The sequence below is a fragment of the Lentzea flaviverrucosa genome (assembly GCF_003350445.1).
GTDB lineage: Bacteria > Actinomycetota > Actinomycetes > Mycobacteriales > Pseudonocardiaceae > Lentzea > Lentzea californiensis.
Map to the genome: position 1 here is coordinate 841,751 of NZ_QQAU01000001.1, position 15,235 is coordinate 856,985.

A 15,235-nucleotide genomic window follows, 5' to 3' on the forward strand; every position below is an offset into this window, starting at 1 on the left:
AACTATCGGACACCGAGATGATCCCTCAGCGTCGGACCTGAGTAGTCGGACCGGAAAACGCCGCGCTCCTGCAGCAACGGCACGACGGTGTCCGCGAACTCGTCGAGCCCGCCCGGCGTCACGTGCGGCACGAGGATGAAACCGTCCGCGGCGTCCTGCTGGACCAGGTCGTCGATCTGCGTGGCGACGCTGTCCGCCGACCCGATGAACGTCTGCCGGGCGCTCACGTCGATCACGAGGTCGCGGATGGACAGGTTCTTGGCCGCGGCCTTCTCCCGCCACTCCCGCACGGTCTGCGTGGGGTCCTTGAAAATCCGCACGCTCGCGCGGCCCTTCGCGATGGTGTTCTCACCGGTCAGCGGCTCGACGTCGGGCAGCGGCCCGTCCGGGTCGTAGCCGCTCAGGTCCCGGTTCCACACCTGCTCCAGGAACCGGATGGCCGTCGCGCCGCTGACCTGCTGCCGTCGCACGACAGCGGCCTTCTCCTGTGCGTCGGCGTCCGTGTCGCCGAGGATGAACGTGGCCGCGGGCAGCACCACCAGCTGGTCGTGCGTGCGGCCGTACTTGGCCAGCCGGCCCTTCACGTCGCGGTAGAACTCCTGGCCCGCCTCCAGGGTCCCGTGGCGCGAGAAGATCGCGTCGGCGGTGGCGGCGGCGAACTCGCGGCCCTCCTCGGAGTCCCCGGCCTGCAGGATCACCGGACGGCCCTGGGGCGAGCGCGGAACGCCGAACGTGCCGCTGATGTCGAAGTGCTGGTCGGCGTGCTCGAACGGCCCGACGCCGGTGTCGAACAGCTTCCACGCGGTGCGCAGGAACGACTCCGCGCGCGTGTAGCGGTCTTCCTGAGCGAGGAACCCGCCGCGCCGGAAGTTCTCGCCGGTGAACGCGTCCCACGAGGTCACGACGTTCCAGGCGGCGCGCCCGTCCGACAGGTGGTCGAGCGAGGCGAACTGCCGGGCCACCTCGTAGGGTTCGTTGAAGGTCGAGTTGATCGTGCCCGCGAGGCCGAGCCGGTCGGTGACGGCGGCCAGCGCGGCGAGCACGGTGAACGTGTCCGGGCGGCCGACGACGTCCAGGTCGTAGATCTCGCCGCCCTGCTCGCGCAGCCGCAGCCCTTCTGCCAGGAAGAAGAAGTCGAACTTCGCCCGTTCGGCCGTTCGTGCCAAGTGGACGAACGACTCGAACTCGATGTGGCTGCCCGCCTGCGGATCGCTCCAGACGGTCGTGTTGTTCACGCCGGGGAAGTGCGCGGCCAGGTGGATCTGCTTGGTCATCTCGCTCTCCTCCTAGACGAACTGGTTGGCGGGCCGGGCGAGACCGAGGTGGCCGCGCAACGTCGTGTGCTCGTACTCGGTGCGGAACAGTCCCCGTCGCCGCAGTTCCGGCACGAGCTCACGGGTGATCCGGCGAAGGTCGCCGTGCAGCCGGAAACCGGCGAAACCCTCGTCGTGCCAGGCGATCAGGTGATCGACCGGAGTCGACGCGTCGACATCTCGGAACACGAGCCTGTCCGACGCCGAGGCTTCGTCCGCGAACACGATGTCCCCCAACGGCTCCGAGGCCGCGATCAGCGGATGACCCTGCGGCGGCCGCGGTGTGATCGACGGCCCACGCACCTTGAACCACCGGCCCTCGAAGTCGATGTAGTGCAGTTTTTCGCGGTCGACGAACCGGCCGGTGGCCACGTCGCGGATCTCCGCGTCGTCCTCCCAGCTGTCCCACAACCGGCGCAGCACCTCCGCGTAGTCCGCGGCCTCCTCCCACAGCTCGGCCTCGCCGCCGACCGAACGGCGCCCGAAATGCCTGGCATCGGCGGGATCGGGCGCGACGATCAGCTGAACGCCCGCCCGTCCCTTGCTCACGTAGTCGAGCGTCGCGATCGCCTTCGACACGTGGAACGGCTCGGTGTGCGTCACCACCGCCGCCGGGACGAGCCCGATGCGGGTGCTCAGCGGGGCGATGCGCGCGGCCGTGAGCACCGCGTCCAGCCCCGGCTCACCGCCGAGCGAGTCGCCGAACGTGACGAAGTCGAGCTTGGCCTCCTCGGCCTCGCGCACGAGTTCGGCCCAATGCCTTGCGGTGAAAGCTTCTTCGCCGGTCGCGTGGAGCGCGGCGGCCAGGTGCAGTCGTGTGCCCACCGGTCCCCCTCTCGTCGTTTACCCGCATTCTGTGGGCGGAGGAGGGGCTCGTGCCGGGGCGGCCACTGGGTGGGATTCCGCGCGCGATCGGGAATATTCTCGCGGACTTGCGTTGACGTGAGCGTCAAGGTTTAGCGTTCGGTCATGAGGATCGGCGAACTGGCCAAGCGAGCCGGCACCACGACCCGTGCGCTGCGCTTCTACGAGTCCGAGAGGCTCCTCGAAGCGGGACGGACGTCCAACGGCTACCGCGAGTACGACGAGCACCACCTGCGGCTGGTTCGCGAGATCCAGTCACTGCAGGCGGTCGGGTTGTCGCTGGAGGACACCCGGCCGTTCGTCGCGTGCCTGCGCGCCGGGCACGAGTCGGGCGACTCCTGCCCCGACTCGCGGGAGGTCTACCGGCGCAAGCTCGCCGAGGTGGACGCCTGCCTGGACCGGCTGAACACCGTCCGGGAGTTCCTGCTGGCCAGACTCGCCTTCCAGGACCCGTGCCTCGTGCCCGAACCCAAGGAGTTCCAGTGCAGCAGCTGACCGACGCCACGTTCTCGGACCAGACCCGGACGGGCACCGTCCTCGTGGAGTTCTGGGCGCAGTGGTGCGGGCCGTGCCACATGCTCACCCCCGTGCTCGAGGAGATCGACCGCGAGCGCGACGACCTGACCGTCGTCAAGATCAACGCCGACGAGAACACCGCCACCGCCCGCGACCACCAGGTCATGTCGCTGCCGACGATGCTGCTGTTCCGCGACGGCGTCCCGATCCGCCAGATCGTGGGAGCGCGACCCAAGTCCCGCCTGCTGGCCGAACTGGATGACGCGCTGAGCACCTGATCGGCCTATCTTCTAGCGCATGCTCGGTCTCGAACTCGTAGTGGTGCTGGGTGTGTGCATCCTCGCGAGCAGCATGGTGTCCGGCCGGTTGCGCGTCGCCGCCCCGGTGCTGCTGGTGGTGTGCGGCGGAGTGCTCGGCTTCGTGCCCGCCCTGGAAGAGGTCAGCCTGCCTCCGGAGGCGATGCTGCTGATCTTCCTGCCGGCGTTGCTGTACTGGGAGAGCCTCAACACGTCGTTGCGGGAGATCCGCAGCAACCTGCGCCCGATCGTGCTGCTCAGCACGCTGCTCGTGCTCGCGACGGCCGCCGCCGTCGCGTCCGTCGCCCACGCGCTGGGCCTCGACTGGGGCCCGGTGTGGGTGCTCGGCGCGGCTCTCGCCCCCACCGACGCGACGGCCGTCGCCGCGATCGCCCGCGGCATGCCCCGCCGGACGTCGACGATCCTGCGCGCCGAGTCGTTGATCAACGACGGCACGGCGCTCGTGATCTACGCGATCGCCGTCTCCATCACCATCGGCGAACAGGAGTTCAGCACCGGACGGGTCGGGCTGCAGCTGCTGCTGTCGTACGCGGGCGGCGCGGTGGCCGGGTTGGTCGTCGCGTGGCTCGCGGTGCAGGTGCGCAAACGGCTCGACAGCCCGTTGCACGAGAGCGTGGTCAGCATCCTGACCCCGTTCGCGGCGTTCCTGCTGGCCGAGACGGTGCACGGCTCCGGCGTGATCGCCGTGGTGACGTGCGGGTTGACGCTGGCGCGGGTCGGGCCTCGCGTCGTGCGCGCCGACACCCGCCAGGTCAGCTCGGCGTTCTGGGGCATCGCCACGTTCGTCCTGAACGGTTCCCTGTTCGTCCTGATCGGACTCCAGGCCCACAGCGCGATCCGGTCGCTGGACGGCTCGGAGACCCTCGCGACGTTCGGCGCCATCGGCCTGGTGGCGTTGACGGTGACGGGCACGCGCCTGCTGTGGAGTTACACGACTCCTTACGTGATCCGCGCTCTCGACCGCCGTCCGCAGCAACGGCTGCGGCGCGTCGGCGCCCGCCAGCGACTGGTGTCGTCGGCCGCCGGGTTCCGCGGCGCGGTGTCACTGGCCGCCGCGCTGGCCGTGCCCGAGACCGTGGTGGGCGGTGGGCCCTTCCCGTTCCGCGACGAGATCATCCTCACCACGTCCGGCGTCGTGGTGCTGACGTTGATCGTGCAGGCGGTGCTGTTGCCGTCGATCATCCGGTTCTCGCAGCTGCCCGAGGACACGGCGCTGGACGAGGAGCTGCGGCTGGCCCAGTCGACGGCGTCCGAGGAGGCCTACGAGGCGCTGCCTCGGTTGGCGGACGAGGTCGGGGTGTCTGACGTCGTCTACAAGCGGGTGCTCGCCGAGTACGAACACCACCTGGAGGTCGTGCGCGCCAAGGAGGCCGGTGACGAGGAGGTGGCGCAGTCGGAGGTCCAGTACGCGGCCCTGCGGCTGGAGCTGATCGCGCACAAGCGGGCGACGGTCGTGCGGTTGCGCGACGAGGCCGCGATCGACGACATCGTGTTGCGCACGATCCAGCGCAAGCTGGACGTGGAGGAAGTGCGGCTGTCCAGGCGCGAGGTCGAGGACGACTAAAATTCGGCTTCATGATCACTCCGCGGGAGCGCGTGCTGGGCAGGATCGCCGACCACCTCGTCGGCCTCGGGCGCCCGCTGCGAGTGGCGGTGGACGGGATCACCGCGTCGGGCAAGACGACGCTGGCCCGCGAGCTGACCGCGGCCGTCGCCGCACGGGGCCGGTCCGCCGCGCACCTGTCGATGGACGGGTTCCACAACCTGCGAGCCGTGCGACACCGGCAAGGCCGTGACTCGGCGGACGGCTACTACCTGGACGCCTACGACTTCCGCTCGTTCTCACGGCTCGTGCTGGAACCGCTCGGGCCCGGCGGCGATCACCGGTACCGCGAGCGGATCATCGACCTGCGCTCGGACACTCCCCTGGACGAGCCCCCGATCACCGCGCCGGACGACCTCGTCCTGGTGGTGGACGGGAGCTTCCTGCAGCGAGAGCTGGAGTGGGACGAGGTCGTCTTCGTGGACACGCCGTTCGAGGTGGCCTTCGAGCGCGGCACCCGGCGTGACACCGAGTTGCTGGGCGGGCTGCCGGAGGCGCAGCGGGCCTTCGAACAGCGGTACCACGCCGCGAGCCGCCGGTACCTGGACGAGGTCGGACCGGCGGAACGGGCTTCGGTCGTGGTCGGGAACGCGGACGTCACGCACCCGGTGCTGCACCGGATCGGCGGTGCAGCGGACGCCGTCGTGAACCTCTTCTCCTACGGGACGCTGCAGACCCCGCCGGTGCAGGTCGAGCACTTCGGGCGGACGCTGGCCGGCAAGGAGGACGTGCTGCCCGGCTACCGGCAGGACTGGGTGACGATCACCGACCCCGCCGTCATCGCGGTCAGCGGGACGGACCGGCACCCGATCGTGCGGCGCACCGGCGACCCCGCCGACGCGACCTCGGGGACCATGCTGGAACTGACGACCACGGAGCTCGCGGCGGCGGACGTCTACGAGGTGGACGACTACCGCCGGGCACTCGTGCGGCTCGGTTCAGAAGCCGAGGCCTGGGTGTACCTGGCCGGCGGTCACGGTGCGAACTCGGTGGACGGTTCGGTGGCGTAGTTCTGCCAGATCGGCACCATGGTCTCGCGCGTCAGGGGCTGCCCCGACTCGACCATGGCCTTGAGGTCGCGGAAGTACTGCACGTAGTGGTCGGGCGTGAACGTGGTCAGCATGACCGCCCGCTCGTCGCCCGGGTTGGCGAACGTGTGCGGTGCGCCCGGCGGGACCGTGACCCACGAACCGGCTTCGACGTCGTGGTCGTCCTGCCCGATGGTGAACCGCACGGTGCCCTTGAGCACGTAGAAGCCCTCGTCGTGCTGTGCATGACGGTGTTGCGGAGGGCCTGGGGTGTGCGGGGGGATGACGACTTCGCCGATCCCCAGGCGATGAGCGGTGTTGCTGCCGTCTTCGAGGATCCGGATCTGTGACGGACCGCTGGCGATGAGCTCGCCCTCGCCGGGACGGACGATCGACACCTCGGCCATGAGGAAGCCTCCCTGATGTGATTGCAGCTTGTGCAATCACCGTAGCACCAGTGACTGCACAATGTGCAGTCGCTAGGCTCAGGGCATGCCGCGATGGAAACCGGACGCAGCCGAGCGCCTGCAGACCGCCGCGTTGGAACTCTTCGACCAGCAGGGGTTCGAGCGCACCACCGTCGCCGAGATCGTCGCGCGGGCGGAGCTCACCCAGCGGACGTTCTTCAACCACTTCGCCGACAAGCGCGAGGTGCTGTTCAGGCTGAGTTCGGTGCTCCAGGAGGAGATCGTCCGCGAGATCGCGGCCGGTGACGAGGCCTCGCCGCTCGACGCTGTCGTGCGCGCGCTGGAAGTCGTTGCCGACAGGATGTTCGAGAACCAACGCGCCGTGGTGGCGCGCCGCTACGCCGTGATCGCCGCCAACCCGGAGTTGCTGGAACGCGAGCTCGGCAAGAACGCCGCCCTCACCGAGGCGATCGCCGACGCGCTGCACGCGCGGTGCGGTGATCCCGAAACGGCGTTCCTCGCCGCCGGTGCCGCCATGCTCGCGCAGCAGGCGGCGTTCCGGCAGTGGACGCGACCGGGCGAGACCCGGACCTTGCGCGATCTCCTGTCCGACGCGGTGCGCTCCCTGCGCATGACCGTCGGTTAGCCGACGAGGGACAGACCCCGGCGGACGGGCTCGGCGACCTTGGTCTCGGCCGACGGGACCTCGACCTCCTCGCCACCGATCTCGCGGGTGATCCAGGCGCCGGACTCCACCATGACCTTCAGCGTGCGGGTGTCCAGGGCGTTGACGCGGCCGTAGTACCACTCGTCGGTGGCCAGCGGGCCCATGCGGTCGCCCATGCGCTTCTTGATGCCGATGACGCGCTCGAACAGCGTCTGCACGAGCGCCGCGCGGTCGTACGGGCCCTGGAGGCCCTCGCGGATGCGGTCCTCGATGCCGCGCGGGGTGCCTTCGGAGTCGGGCATGAGCATGGTGGTCCAGGCGCGCGACTTCTCGCGGTACTGGAGCTGCTGCATGATGCCCTCGTGCTGGGCGAAGTCGGCGGCGCGGAAAGCCTTGCCGCGCCAGCGCTTCTGCAGGTTCACGGCGAGCGACAGGGCGCTCTTGAGGCCCGTGTTGAGGCCGCGGCCTGGCCAGAAGTGCAGCGAGTTCGCGGCGTCGCCGAGCAGGAAGCCGAACGTCGACGGCGCGAGCTGCGCGGTGAACTTCGACATCTGCTGCATGCCGAGCGTGAACGAGTTGATGCCGACGACGTCCGCCACGCCGACGCCGAAGAACCGCAGGCCGTCGAGGATCCGGGGCCACAGGTAGGAGAGCTTGTCGACCGACGGCTTGAAGACGGCGCGATGCCGGTCGCAGACGAACCGGCCGTTCGAGGCGGGACGCATGGTGCAGCCGAACTTGCCGATGCACGAGATCGGGCCGCTCTCCCCCAGAGCGACGATCTCGGAGGCCTCCTCGGCGGTCAGGCGCATGTTGATGAAGCCGCCGCCGAGCGAGTTGAAGAGGAACCTGTTCTGCGCCACGGTCAACGGGACGGTGTGCTCGTCGGGCGACTTGGCGGTGACCCGGATGCCGAGCACGCGCTCGTCGAGCGGCGAACCGTCCACGGAGAACAGTTCCCGGCTCGGCGTGCCGAACTGGTCCTTGAACGCCTCACGGGTCGCGGAACGGGCGCCGTCGGCGATCGCGAGCACGTGCAGGCCGTCGAAGCTGGTGGGAGGCGTGTAGGCGCCGGGAACGACCTCGATGCCGTAGACGTCCTGCGCCATGTCGAGCAGGCAGTCCTCGATCCAGCGGATCTTGATGTTGCGCGGACGGCCCTTGGACGCCGGGGAGTCGGGCCCGAGCGGCCACATCTCGGAGAACTTGCCGGGCGTGAAGAGCCGCTCCTGCACCGCGGCCGGCAGCGCCGCCCAGACGTTGCTCTGCAGCGTCACGACCTGCTCGCGGCGGTTGTTGCCCTCGGCCAGGCCCTTCCACACCACCCGGTTGCCCTGACGCATCCAGCGGCGGTCGTGCACGCGGACCGAGACCTGCTCCCCCAGCAACGACTTGATCGAGCACGCGAAGGCGAGGCCGACCGGACCGCCACCCGCCACGTCCACCCGCAGTGGCGTGGACCTGCGCAGCGGAACGATCTTGCTGCCCTGCTTCGGCAGCATGACCGTCGGGCCGCAGCGGCCGATCAACACCGTCTTCTCGTCAGCCATGGCCCATCCCCCTCGTTCCCGTTGTACGGCGGGAACACGTAGGGAGACGGGAGGCGGTTCAACGAGATTCGAGGAAATTTTTCCAGGCGGCAGAACTGAAGGTCAGGGCGCCTGCGGACGGGTTCTTCGAGTCACGGACGAGCGCGTCTGAGGACAAGGAAACCTCGACGCAGTTGTCGTCCTCGGTCGCGCCGCTGTAGCTGCTCTTACGCCAAGCGCGGGCCTCGCTCATTGAGTTCCTCTCGCGGTCGGCCGACGTAGTCCGCCAGCACCTTCCGCGATTGTTCCTCATCCAGGGCCACCTCGGCCAAGCGGTCGAACAGCAGTCGAGTCCTCGCGATGGCGCCCGGATCCTGCACGAACACCTTCGCCAGGTCGGTCGAGGTGAACGCCACGGGCATCGCCTTGTCGTACTCCCACAGCACGCAGCTGGTGGCCACGAGTTTCGCGGTCGCGGGGACGATTCGGATCGTGGGCGCGCCGAACAGCAGCTTGGCGTACTGGTCTTCCATGATCTGTGCGTCGCCGACCTGTGTTTGCAACGCATGCTCGTGGATGTAGAACAAGCAGGTCGGCCGATCGTGCCGGTTCAGGATCACCTGCCGGTCCATCCGGAACTTGACCACCGTGGGAATCCGCTCCTCCACGATGTACCCGCCCATCCGGTACAGGCTGTCGGCGTACTCCGGTGTCTGCGACAGGCCCGGCACCGCTTGCGGGTCGTAGCTGGTGATCATGATGGCGGTCGACTCGGCCATCGCCAGTGTGCGGAGGTTGTCCGACACCTGGACGATGTACTCCTCGAACGCGTAGCGGAAGCGGCGTTTGAAGTCCTCGAAGAAGTCGATGTCCTTGCCCAGCATCGACAGGTACTGCACGAGGTCGATCTCGCTGGGGCGGTACTTGCCGTTCTCCAGCGTGGAGACCTTGCTGGGATCCCAGCCCAGGCGGACGGCCAGTGCGGCGCCCGTGAGTGCGGACGACGTCTCGCGTACTTTGCGCAGCTCGTCGCCCAGATCCCGGCTGTATGCGGTGGAGGGAGTGCTGGTGGCCATTCCTCGACCGTAGGGCTTGCTCGAAGAGCAACAAGGGGCTCGTTCGGGTGAAAACGGACTGGCTACGACCGGTTGGGCCAGGTCCGCTCGTAGTGCTCCTCGGGGAAGTCGCTCGGGCTGGACCCGGTCGCGTGCGCGCGCTGGATCTCCTCGGCATAGCGGTCGTTGCGCGGGCACGAGGGCGCGGCCGGGATGTACATGACGTTGCCCCAGCCCTGCTGGTCCTCGACCGGCGCGACGCTGTGGATCATGTCGCAGTGCCACCAGACCGAGTCGCCTGCCTGGACGTCCGGGATGCCGCTGAGGGCCTCGATCAGGAGCTCGTGGTACTTCGGGTTGACCGGGAAGACCTGGTTGACGGTGACGCCGCACATGTCGTCGTCCGGGACGTCGTCGAGCAGCGGGCGCAGCATCAGGTACGCCATGGCGCCGGGGATCGGGACGGTGTGCAGGACGCCCTGGTCGTGGGCCATGTCCGAGAGCGCGGTCCAGCCCTGGAAGGTGCGGAACACCGAGCACATCGTGGTTCCCGGGTACTGCGGGCCGGTGGTGCGGTGGGCGGCGTCCCACGGGTCGTACTGCTCCGGTGTGCCGTTGAAGAGGTGCCGGAACGCCTGCTGGTACTCCCGCGTCATCCACAGGTCGAGCGTGCCGGGATCCAGGTGGGTGCCCAGGCCGTTCGAACTCGCACCGGGTGGGCGGCGGCGGATGCGGTCCGGGTAGCCGACGTCCGCGGCCGGGTCGAACCAGCCTTCGTGGTGCCACAGGCCGTTGAGGAAGCGCTGGACGGTGGCCATGCGCTGGTGCCGCCTGGCCTCGGTCTGCGCGGGTGACCAGTAGATCGGGTAGATCTCGGGTTTCGAGCCGACGCTGCCGAAGAAGTCGTCGCCGGGGCCGCGGTAGTGCGCGAAGAAGTCGTTGCCCTCCACGTAGTCCACAATGGACTTGTCCCAGGCCAGGGCCTGTTCGCGCTCGAAGTGGTTGCGCACCACCAGGCAGCCTCGGCGTTTCAGGAGCTCGGTGTCCGCCGTGCCGGCCTCGATGTCGGCGTAGTCGATCACGGGCCAGGCCTGACCGGCCTTGACGTCGTCGACCTCGCGCCGGATCTGCTGCTCGACGACGGCGAACACCTCCTCGACGGTCCGCCCGGACGCCTCGATGTTCGCGCGGATCGCCTTCTTCACCTCGCGGACGGCTTTCGGCAGGTCAGCGGGGGTCGTGTCCCAATGCGGCAGCACGGCAACTCCTTCCAGTAAGGCCTCCTAACTTGGGACTGTAGGTGTGTCGAGCCGTTGTGGGCAAGACCCCTAACTAGAATCCGCCGGGTGACCAAGCCGTCCCAGGAGTTGCTGCGCTCGATCTCGGACGAGCACGTGCTGCGCACGCTGATGGCCGCGCGCAAGCTGACGCGGGCCGAGCTCGCGATCGAGACGGGCCTGTCGAAGCCGACGGTGAGCGAGAGCGTGCGCCGCCTGGTCGAGAGCGGCCTGGTGGCCGACACCGGCGAGCGCACCCCCGGCGGCCGCGGCAAGGGCCGCGTCGGCTCGTTCTACAGCCTCGCCGAGGACGTCGGCGTCGCGCTGGTCATGACGATCGCGCCGGACGGCGTGACAGCGGAATGCATTGACGCGTACGGAGATGTCGCCGGTCGCACACACCGCCCGATCGCCTCACCGGCGGAGGTGGCGGCCGTACTGCCCGCCGTCGCCGCGGAAGCCGTTGCGGCGCACCACGTCCGGCTCTGCACGGTGAGCGCGGCCGACCCGGTGGACCGCCGCACCGGCAGGCTCGTCCACCTCCCCGACTCGCCGTTCCTGGTGGGAGAACTGGATCCGGTCGCGATGCTGGGGCCGCTGCTGCGCGGACGGGTCGTGGTGGACAACGACGTGAACTGGGCGGCGCAAGCCGAACACGCCGCCCTGGGCATCGCGGACTTCGCCTATCTGTTCCTGGGCGAGGGCTTGGGATGTGCGGTCGTCTCCGACGGCGAGGTGCGGCGCGGGCACTCGGGGCTGGCCGGTGAGATCTCGCACCTGATCACGGCAGGGCCGTCCGGTGCGACGCCGTTCATCGAGGTGTTCGGCGAGCTCGGGTTGCGCCAGAACGGATCTACGGCGATCGACGTGGCACGGCTGCGGACGGCGGATCCCGTCGTGCTGGCACGGGCGATCGGCGGCGTCGTCATGGCGCTGGTGACTCTGGCCGATCCCGAGGTCGTCGTGATCGGCGGGTCGTGGGGCCCCTCGCTGCTCGACGCGATCAGGGCCGAGTGCTCACGGTTGCCGCGTCAGGTCGACGTGGTCGCGGCGTCCGTGGCGTCCCCGTCGCTGACCGGGGCACGGGCGTCTGCCCTCGACCTGTTGCGGACAGCACTCGTCACGGCGTCGCGTTAGTTCATTTCCTCGCCGCCCACACCGTGCGTTCGGTGCGCAGGGAGAGGTCTTCGCGGCGCACCGCCTTGTCTGCGGCCTCGGGACCGAACTGCCTGCGCAGAACGATGTGGGCATAACGTTCCACCGCCTCGGACCGTTCGACGTGGACGGTGACCGTGCGTTCGCCCTCGACGGTGAACCCGGCTCCGGTCAGCATCGGGCCCCAGTCCGCGCCTCGGTGGGGCAGGCGTTCGTCGGGGCCGTCCGGAGCCTGTTCGGGGAAGAACTGCGGCATGCCGGCCAGTTCGACGACGGCGAGCAGCCCGCCCGGGGCGAGGGTGTCGTGGAGCTGACGCAGGGTGCGGCCGGGGTTCGTCATGTGGTGCAGGGAGGCCGAGGCCCAGATCAGGTCCGGGGTGCCCAGGTCCGGCCAGTCGGACTCCAGGTCGGCCAGGACGGTGTGGATCCGGTCGGCCAAGCCTCGTTCGCCGGCCTTCTCGCGCAGCCGTTGGAGGTGGTCCACCGAGGAGTCGACGGCGGTGATGTGGGCTTCGGGGTAACGCGCGAGCAGGGCGAACGTTCCCGCGCCGGTGCCGCTGCCCAGGTCCACGACGTGGCGGGGGGCCGAGGTGGGCAGCCAGTCGATGATGTCGGCGGTGTGACCGGCGAGGAGTTCGGCGTCGAGGTCCAGGACCTCGGCCTGATCGTCACTGTGGCCGTGTCCGTGCCCATGCCCGTGCCCGTGGCCATGTCCGTGTTCGCTCATGTGCTCAAAGTAGGTCGGCCGTGCGCTAGATGCACAGCGGCTTGCGCAAGACGCAAGAAGGTCGGCCCAACCGGTGCCGACCGCGCAAGATCACGCCTTCTTGTCGGCGTTGTGACCGCGCCGAGCCTCCCGGTCGAAGATGCCGAGGATCTCGCACGGACCGCCCGCCGTGCCGATCGCGTGCGGCAGCATCGTCGGGAACTCGGCGGCCTGGTTCGTCTCCACCCGGAGCCTTCGGTTGCCCAGCAACAGCACCGCCGTGCCCGACAACACCACCAGCCATTCGCGGCCGGAGTGCGCACGCAGGGAAGCGGGGTTGTCGGGCGGCGGAGTGGTCATCCGCTGGCGCATCACGGTCATGCCCGGCTCAGCCTTGATCGGCCAGCGCATGTTGCCGGACGCGCCGTCGAGCATCGGACTGACGATCACGTCGTCGGTGTCGGTCTCGACCAGCTGGTCCAGCGACGTGTCGAGCGCCCTGGCCAGCGTCACCAGCTGGTCCAGGGCGAGGCGGCGCTGGCCGTTCTCGATGCGGCTGAGGGACGACGGGCTGAGCTTGGCGCGGCCGGCGAGCTCGTCCAGGGACCAGCCCTGCGCGACCCGCAGGGCGCGGATTCGTTTGCGGACGAGGCCGTCCAGATCGCCGTCTTCTTGCGTCATGCGCACGACTGTATGCATCTGCGGCAAGCGCCGCCCAGCGATGTCCTCAGGCTTCGACGAGCAGGTCGAGCAGCTTCTGCGGCGGCTCGTCGCCGAACAGGCTCTGGACCATCTCCTCGGAGTCCTCCGCGGTGTGGGCGGCACGCACGAACATCGCCTCCTCGTACTCGGCGAGCGCGGTCTCCACGTCCTTGGTGGCCAGCGCCTGCCCGAGCTCGGCGGCGTCCAGCATGGCCAGGTTGGCGCCCTCGCCGTTGGGCGGCATGAGGTGCGCGGCGTCGCCGAGCAGGGTCACGCGCGGCACCCGTTCCCAGCGGTGCCCGGACGGCAAGGCGTAGTGCGGGCGGAACACCGGCTCCGTGTCGGACTCGGTGATCAGCTTCGTGATCTCCGGCGCCCAGCCCTCGAACTCCCCCACGATCCGGCCGAGGTCGTCGAACCACTCCAGCGGGCGGCTGAACTCCACGTAGGCGTGCAGCGTGCCGCCGCTCTCCCGGTGCGCGAAGATCCCCTTGCCCTGACCGGGGGCGAACATCGAGCCGCCACCGACGGCCTGCGCGACGTCGGGGTGGCGGGTGTCGGCGTCGTAGAGGTAGGTCTCGACGAACGACATGCCGGTGTACTCGGGCTTCGCGTCGGTGACCAACGCCCGCACCCGCGACCACGCGCCGTCAGCACCGACCAGCACGTCAGCGTCGACAGTGCTGCCGCCGGCGAACGTCACGGTCCTGCCCTCGACGCCGGTCACCTTGCACCCCCAGCGGACGGTGCCCGCAGGCAGCGAGTCGAGCAGCATCTGCCGCAGGTCGGCGCGCTGCACCTCGGGACGGCCGCCCGTGCCGTCGTCACCCTTCTCGAACAGCACGGAGCCGCCGGAGTCCAGCACCCGCATGGCCTGGCGGCCGGGCAGCACCAGGCGCTGGAACTCGTCCACCAAGCCCGCGGCCTCGACGGCGATCTGTCCGTTGTAGTCGTGGATGTCGAGCATGCCGCCCTGCGTCCGGGCCGACGGCGACTCCTCGGCCTCGTAGACGGTGGACGGGATGCCGCTGACGTGCAGCACGCGGGCGAGCGTGAGGCCGCCGAGTCCGGCACCGATGATCGTGACGTGCATGTGGTGCTCCCCTGGAGGTCGTGCCGCCTCCCTGACGGCACGACCAGGTTCGCCCGGCCCGCTGGCACCCTCCGCACACCTCACTGGCAGCGGCTGGCAGCCCCTGTCCGCGGCGCCGGAGACTGTCAGACCTCGCCGCTACGATCTTGAAATGGAGCAGGGACCACCCGATGACGACATCCGGTCAAGGCGCAAAGCGAGCGACGTGACAGCCAAGACGGCCGTCATCGAGGTGCACCGCGTGGTGGTGAGAAACCTTCGCTGGTCCTTCACCAAGATCGACGGCGACAACGACTACGGCGTGGATGCCCAGGTCGAGGTCGGCGACGCGTCCGGCAAGCTGCTCGCTCTCCAGATCAAGGGTGGGCACAGTTATTTCAGCCGCCCGGCACCCGAGGGCTGGTGGTACTACGCCTCAGCCGCACACGTCCGATATTGGACCGACTACTCCCTTCCGGTCGTGATGGTCATGCACCACCCCGACTCCGACGTCTGCTATTGGCAGCTGATCAGCCAGGAGACGTTGGTCCGGACCTCGAAAGGCGGCTGGAAGCTGCTGGTGCCGCAGGCCAACCTGCTCGACGAAACGGCGAAGGAACCGTTGGCCGCCATAGCCAACGGCAGCAAGGGGGCCGACAGACGTCTGATCAGGCTCCGGCACCGCGGTTCCGACCTGAGGCAGAAACTGTTCAAGCGCTACGGCACGAGGTGCGCGGTGACCGGCATCTCGCCGGCAGAACTGCTGGAAGCCGCGCACATCGTGAGGCTCGAAGGATCAGCGGAGCACGAGTTGAACAACAGCGCACTGCTGCGCGCCGACATCCACCGCCTGTTCGACGCCGGTCTCATGGCAGTCGACCCCGAAACGTGGCGGGTTGTGCTGGCTCCCAAACTGCACGCCAATCCCGCCTACGCGGAGCTGGCCGGTGCGGCATTCGCCGAAGGACCGTCACCCAAGGCGATCCGCCGTCATTTCAACGAGGTCACCGCGCTCTGGGACTGA

The 15,235-nt window shown here is 69.1% G+C and carries 17 protein-coding genes; 7 read left to right on the forward strand and 10 right to left on the reverse strand.

What is annotated here, in order from left to right:
- Positions 1-2: 2 nt before the first annotated feature.
- Positions 3-1,274: an NtaA/DmoA family FMN-dependent monooxygenase gene (locus DFR72_RS03740; protein WP_090064029.1), complete on the reverse strand. Its 1,272-nt coding sequence runs from the start codon at positions 1,272-1,274 to the stop codon at positions 3-5.
- A gap of 12 nt (positions 1,275-1,286) precedes the next feature.
- The gene (locus DFR72_RS03745) at positions 1,287-2,138 is read right to left on the reverse strand and encodes an LLM class flavin-dependent oxidoreductase (RefSeq protein ID WP_090064028.1); all 852 of its coding nucleotides are present in this window, start codon (positions 2,136-2,138) and stop codon (positions 1,287-1,289) included.
- A 144-nt stretch (positions 2,139-2,282) separates the two neighbouring features.
- On the opposite strand from DFR72_RS03745, the gene DFR72_RS03750 reads away from it, so the two are divergent.
- From DFR72_RS03750 to DFR72_RS03765, 4 genes are read left to right on the forward strand one after another with little or no spacing between them, the layout of a single operon-like run.
- The gene (locus tag DFR72_RS03750) at positions 2,283-2,672 is read left to right on the forward strand and encodes a MerR family transcriptional regulator (protein WP_090064027.1); all 390 of its coding nucleotides are present in this window, start codon (positions 2,283-2,285) and stop codon (positions 2,670-2,672) included.
- Positions 2,660-2,971: a thioredoxin gene (trxA, locus tag DFR72_RS03755; protein ID WP_090064026.1), complete on the forward strand. Its 312-nt coding sequence runs from the start codon at positions 2,660-2,662 to the stop codon at positions 2,969-2,971. Before DFR72_RS03750 ends, trxA begins: the two co-directional genes overlap by 13 nt.
- Positions 2,972-2,990: 19 nt before the next feature.
- Entirely contained in the window at positions 2,991-4,574 is a 1,584-nt protein-coding gene (locus DFR72_RS03760) for a Na+/H+ antiporter (protein WP_090064025.1), read from the forward strand.
- A gap of 11 nt (positions 4,575-4,585) precedes the next feature.
- On the forward strand, positions 4,586-5,623 hold the full coding sequence (locus DFR72_RS03765) for a gamma-glutamylcyclotransferase (RefSeq protein ID WP_090064024.1): 1,038 nt from the start codon (positions 4,586-4,588) through the stop codon (positions 5,621-5,623).
- Here DFR72_RS03765 and DFR72_RS03770 read toward each other — a convergent pair.
- Entirely contained in the window at positions 5,587-6,048 is a 462-nt protein-coding gene (locus DFR72_RS03770; RefSeq protein ID WP_090064023.1) for a cupin domain-containing protein, read from the reverse strand. The genes DFR72_RS03765 and DFR72_RS03770 overlap by 37 nt on opposite strands.
- A gap of 85 nt (positions 6,049-6,133) precedes the next feature.
- On the opposite strand from DFR72_RS03770, the gene DFR72_RS03775 reads away from it, so the two are divergent.
- The gene (locus tag DFR72_RS03775; protein ID WP_090064022.1) at positions 6,134-6,694 is read left to right on the forward strand and encodes a TetR/AcrR family transcriptional regulator; all 561 of its coding nucleotides are present in this window, start codon (positions 6,134-6,136) and stop codon (positions 6,692-6,694) included.
- On the opposite strand, the gene DFR72_RS03780 is transcribed toward DFR72_RS03775, so the two are convergent.
- The 4 genes from DFR72_RS03780 to DFR72_RS03795 all read right to left on the reverse strand — a co-directional run bounded on the left by DFR72_RS03780 (position 6,691) and on the right by DFR72_RS03795 (position 10,558).
- Positions 6,691-8,265 (reverse strand): hypothetical protein, encoded by a 1,575-nt coding sequence (locus DFR72_RS03780; protein ID WP_090064021.1) that lies wholly within the window; start codon positions 8,263-8,265, stop codon positions 6,691-6,693. The two genes, DFR72_RS03775 and DFR72_RS03780, sit on opposite strands and share 4 nt — an antisense overlap.
- Positions 8,266-8,323: 58 nt before the next feature.
- Positions 8,324-8,557: a DUF397 domain-containing protein gene (locus tag DFR72_RS03785; protein ID WP_342768630.1), complete on the reverse strand. Its 234-nt coding sequence runs from the start codon at positions 8,555-8,557 to the stop codon at positions 8,324-8,326.
- Complete coding sequence (locus DFR72_RS03790) at positions 8,472-9,320, reverse strand: helix-turn-helix domain-containing protein (protein ID WP_090064019.1); 849 nt, start codon at positions 9,318-9,320, stop codon at positions 8,472-8,474. Before DFR72_RS03790 ends, DFR72_RS03785 begins: the two co-directional genes overlap by 86 nt.
- Before the next feature lie 62 nt (positions 9,321-9,382).
- Entirely contained in the window at positions 9,383-10,558 is a 1,176-nt protein-coding gene (locus DFR72_RS03795; RefSeq protein WP_245982489.1) for a YbiU family protein, read from the reverse strand.
- Positions 10,559-10,645: 87 nt separating this feature from the next.
- Between DFR72_RS03795 and DFR72_RS03800 the strand changes: the two genes are divergently transcribed.
- Positions 10,646-11,713 carry an ROK family transcriptional regulator gene (locus DFR72_RS03800; protein WP_245982491.1) on the forward strand — a complete coding sequence of 356 codons (1,068 nt, stop codon included), beginning with the start codon at positions 10,646-10,648 and terminating at the stop codon, positions 11,711-11,713.
- Between the two features lies 1 nt (position 11,714).
- Here the strand turns inward: DFR72_RS03800 and DFR72_RS03805 are convergent, their stop codons facing one another.
- From DFR72_RS03805 to DFR72_RS03815, 3 genes are all read right to left on the reverse strand, one after another.
- Entirely contained in the window at positions 11,715-12,458 is a 744-nt protein-coding gene (locus tag DFR72_RS03805; protein WP_090064017.1) for a class I SAM-dependent methyltransferase, read from the reverse strand.
- 90 nt (positions 12,459-12,548) lie between these two features.
- Positions 12,549-13,118, reverse strand: coding sequence for an XRE family transcriptional regulator (locus tag DFR72_RS03810; RefSeq protein ID WP_170176110.1), 570 nt, complete (start codon positions 13,116-13,118; stop codon positions 12,549-12,551).
- Between the two features lie 46 nt (positions 13,119-13,164).
- The gene (locus tag DFR72_RS03815) at positions 13,165-14,232 is read right to left on the reverse strand and encodes an FAD-dependent oxidoreductase (RefSeq protein WP_090064015.1); all 1,068 of its coding nucleotides are present in this window, start codon (positions 14,230-14,232) and stop codon (positions 13,165-13,167) included.
- A 205-nt stretch (positions 14,233-14,437) separates the two neighbouring features.
- Here DFR72_RS03815 and DFR72_RS44845 point away from each other — a divergent pair, with 205 nt between their 5' ends.
- Positions 14,438-15,235 carry a DUF4365 domain-containing protein gene (locus DFR72_RS44845; protein ID WP_170176111.1) on the forward strand — a complete coding sequence of 266 codons (798 nt, stop codon included), beginning with the start codon at positions 14,438-14,440 and terminating at the stop codon, positions 15,233-15,235.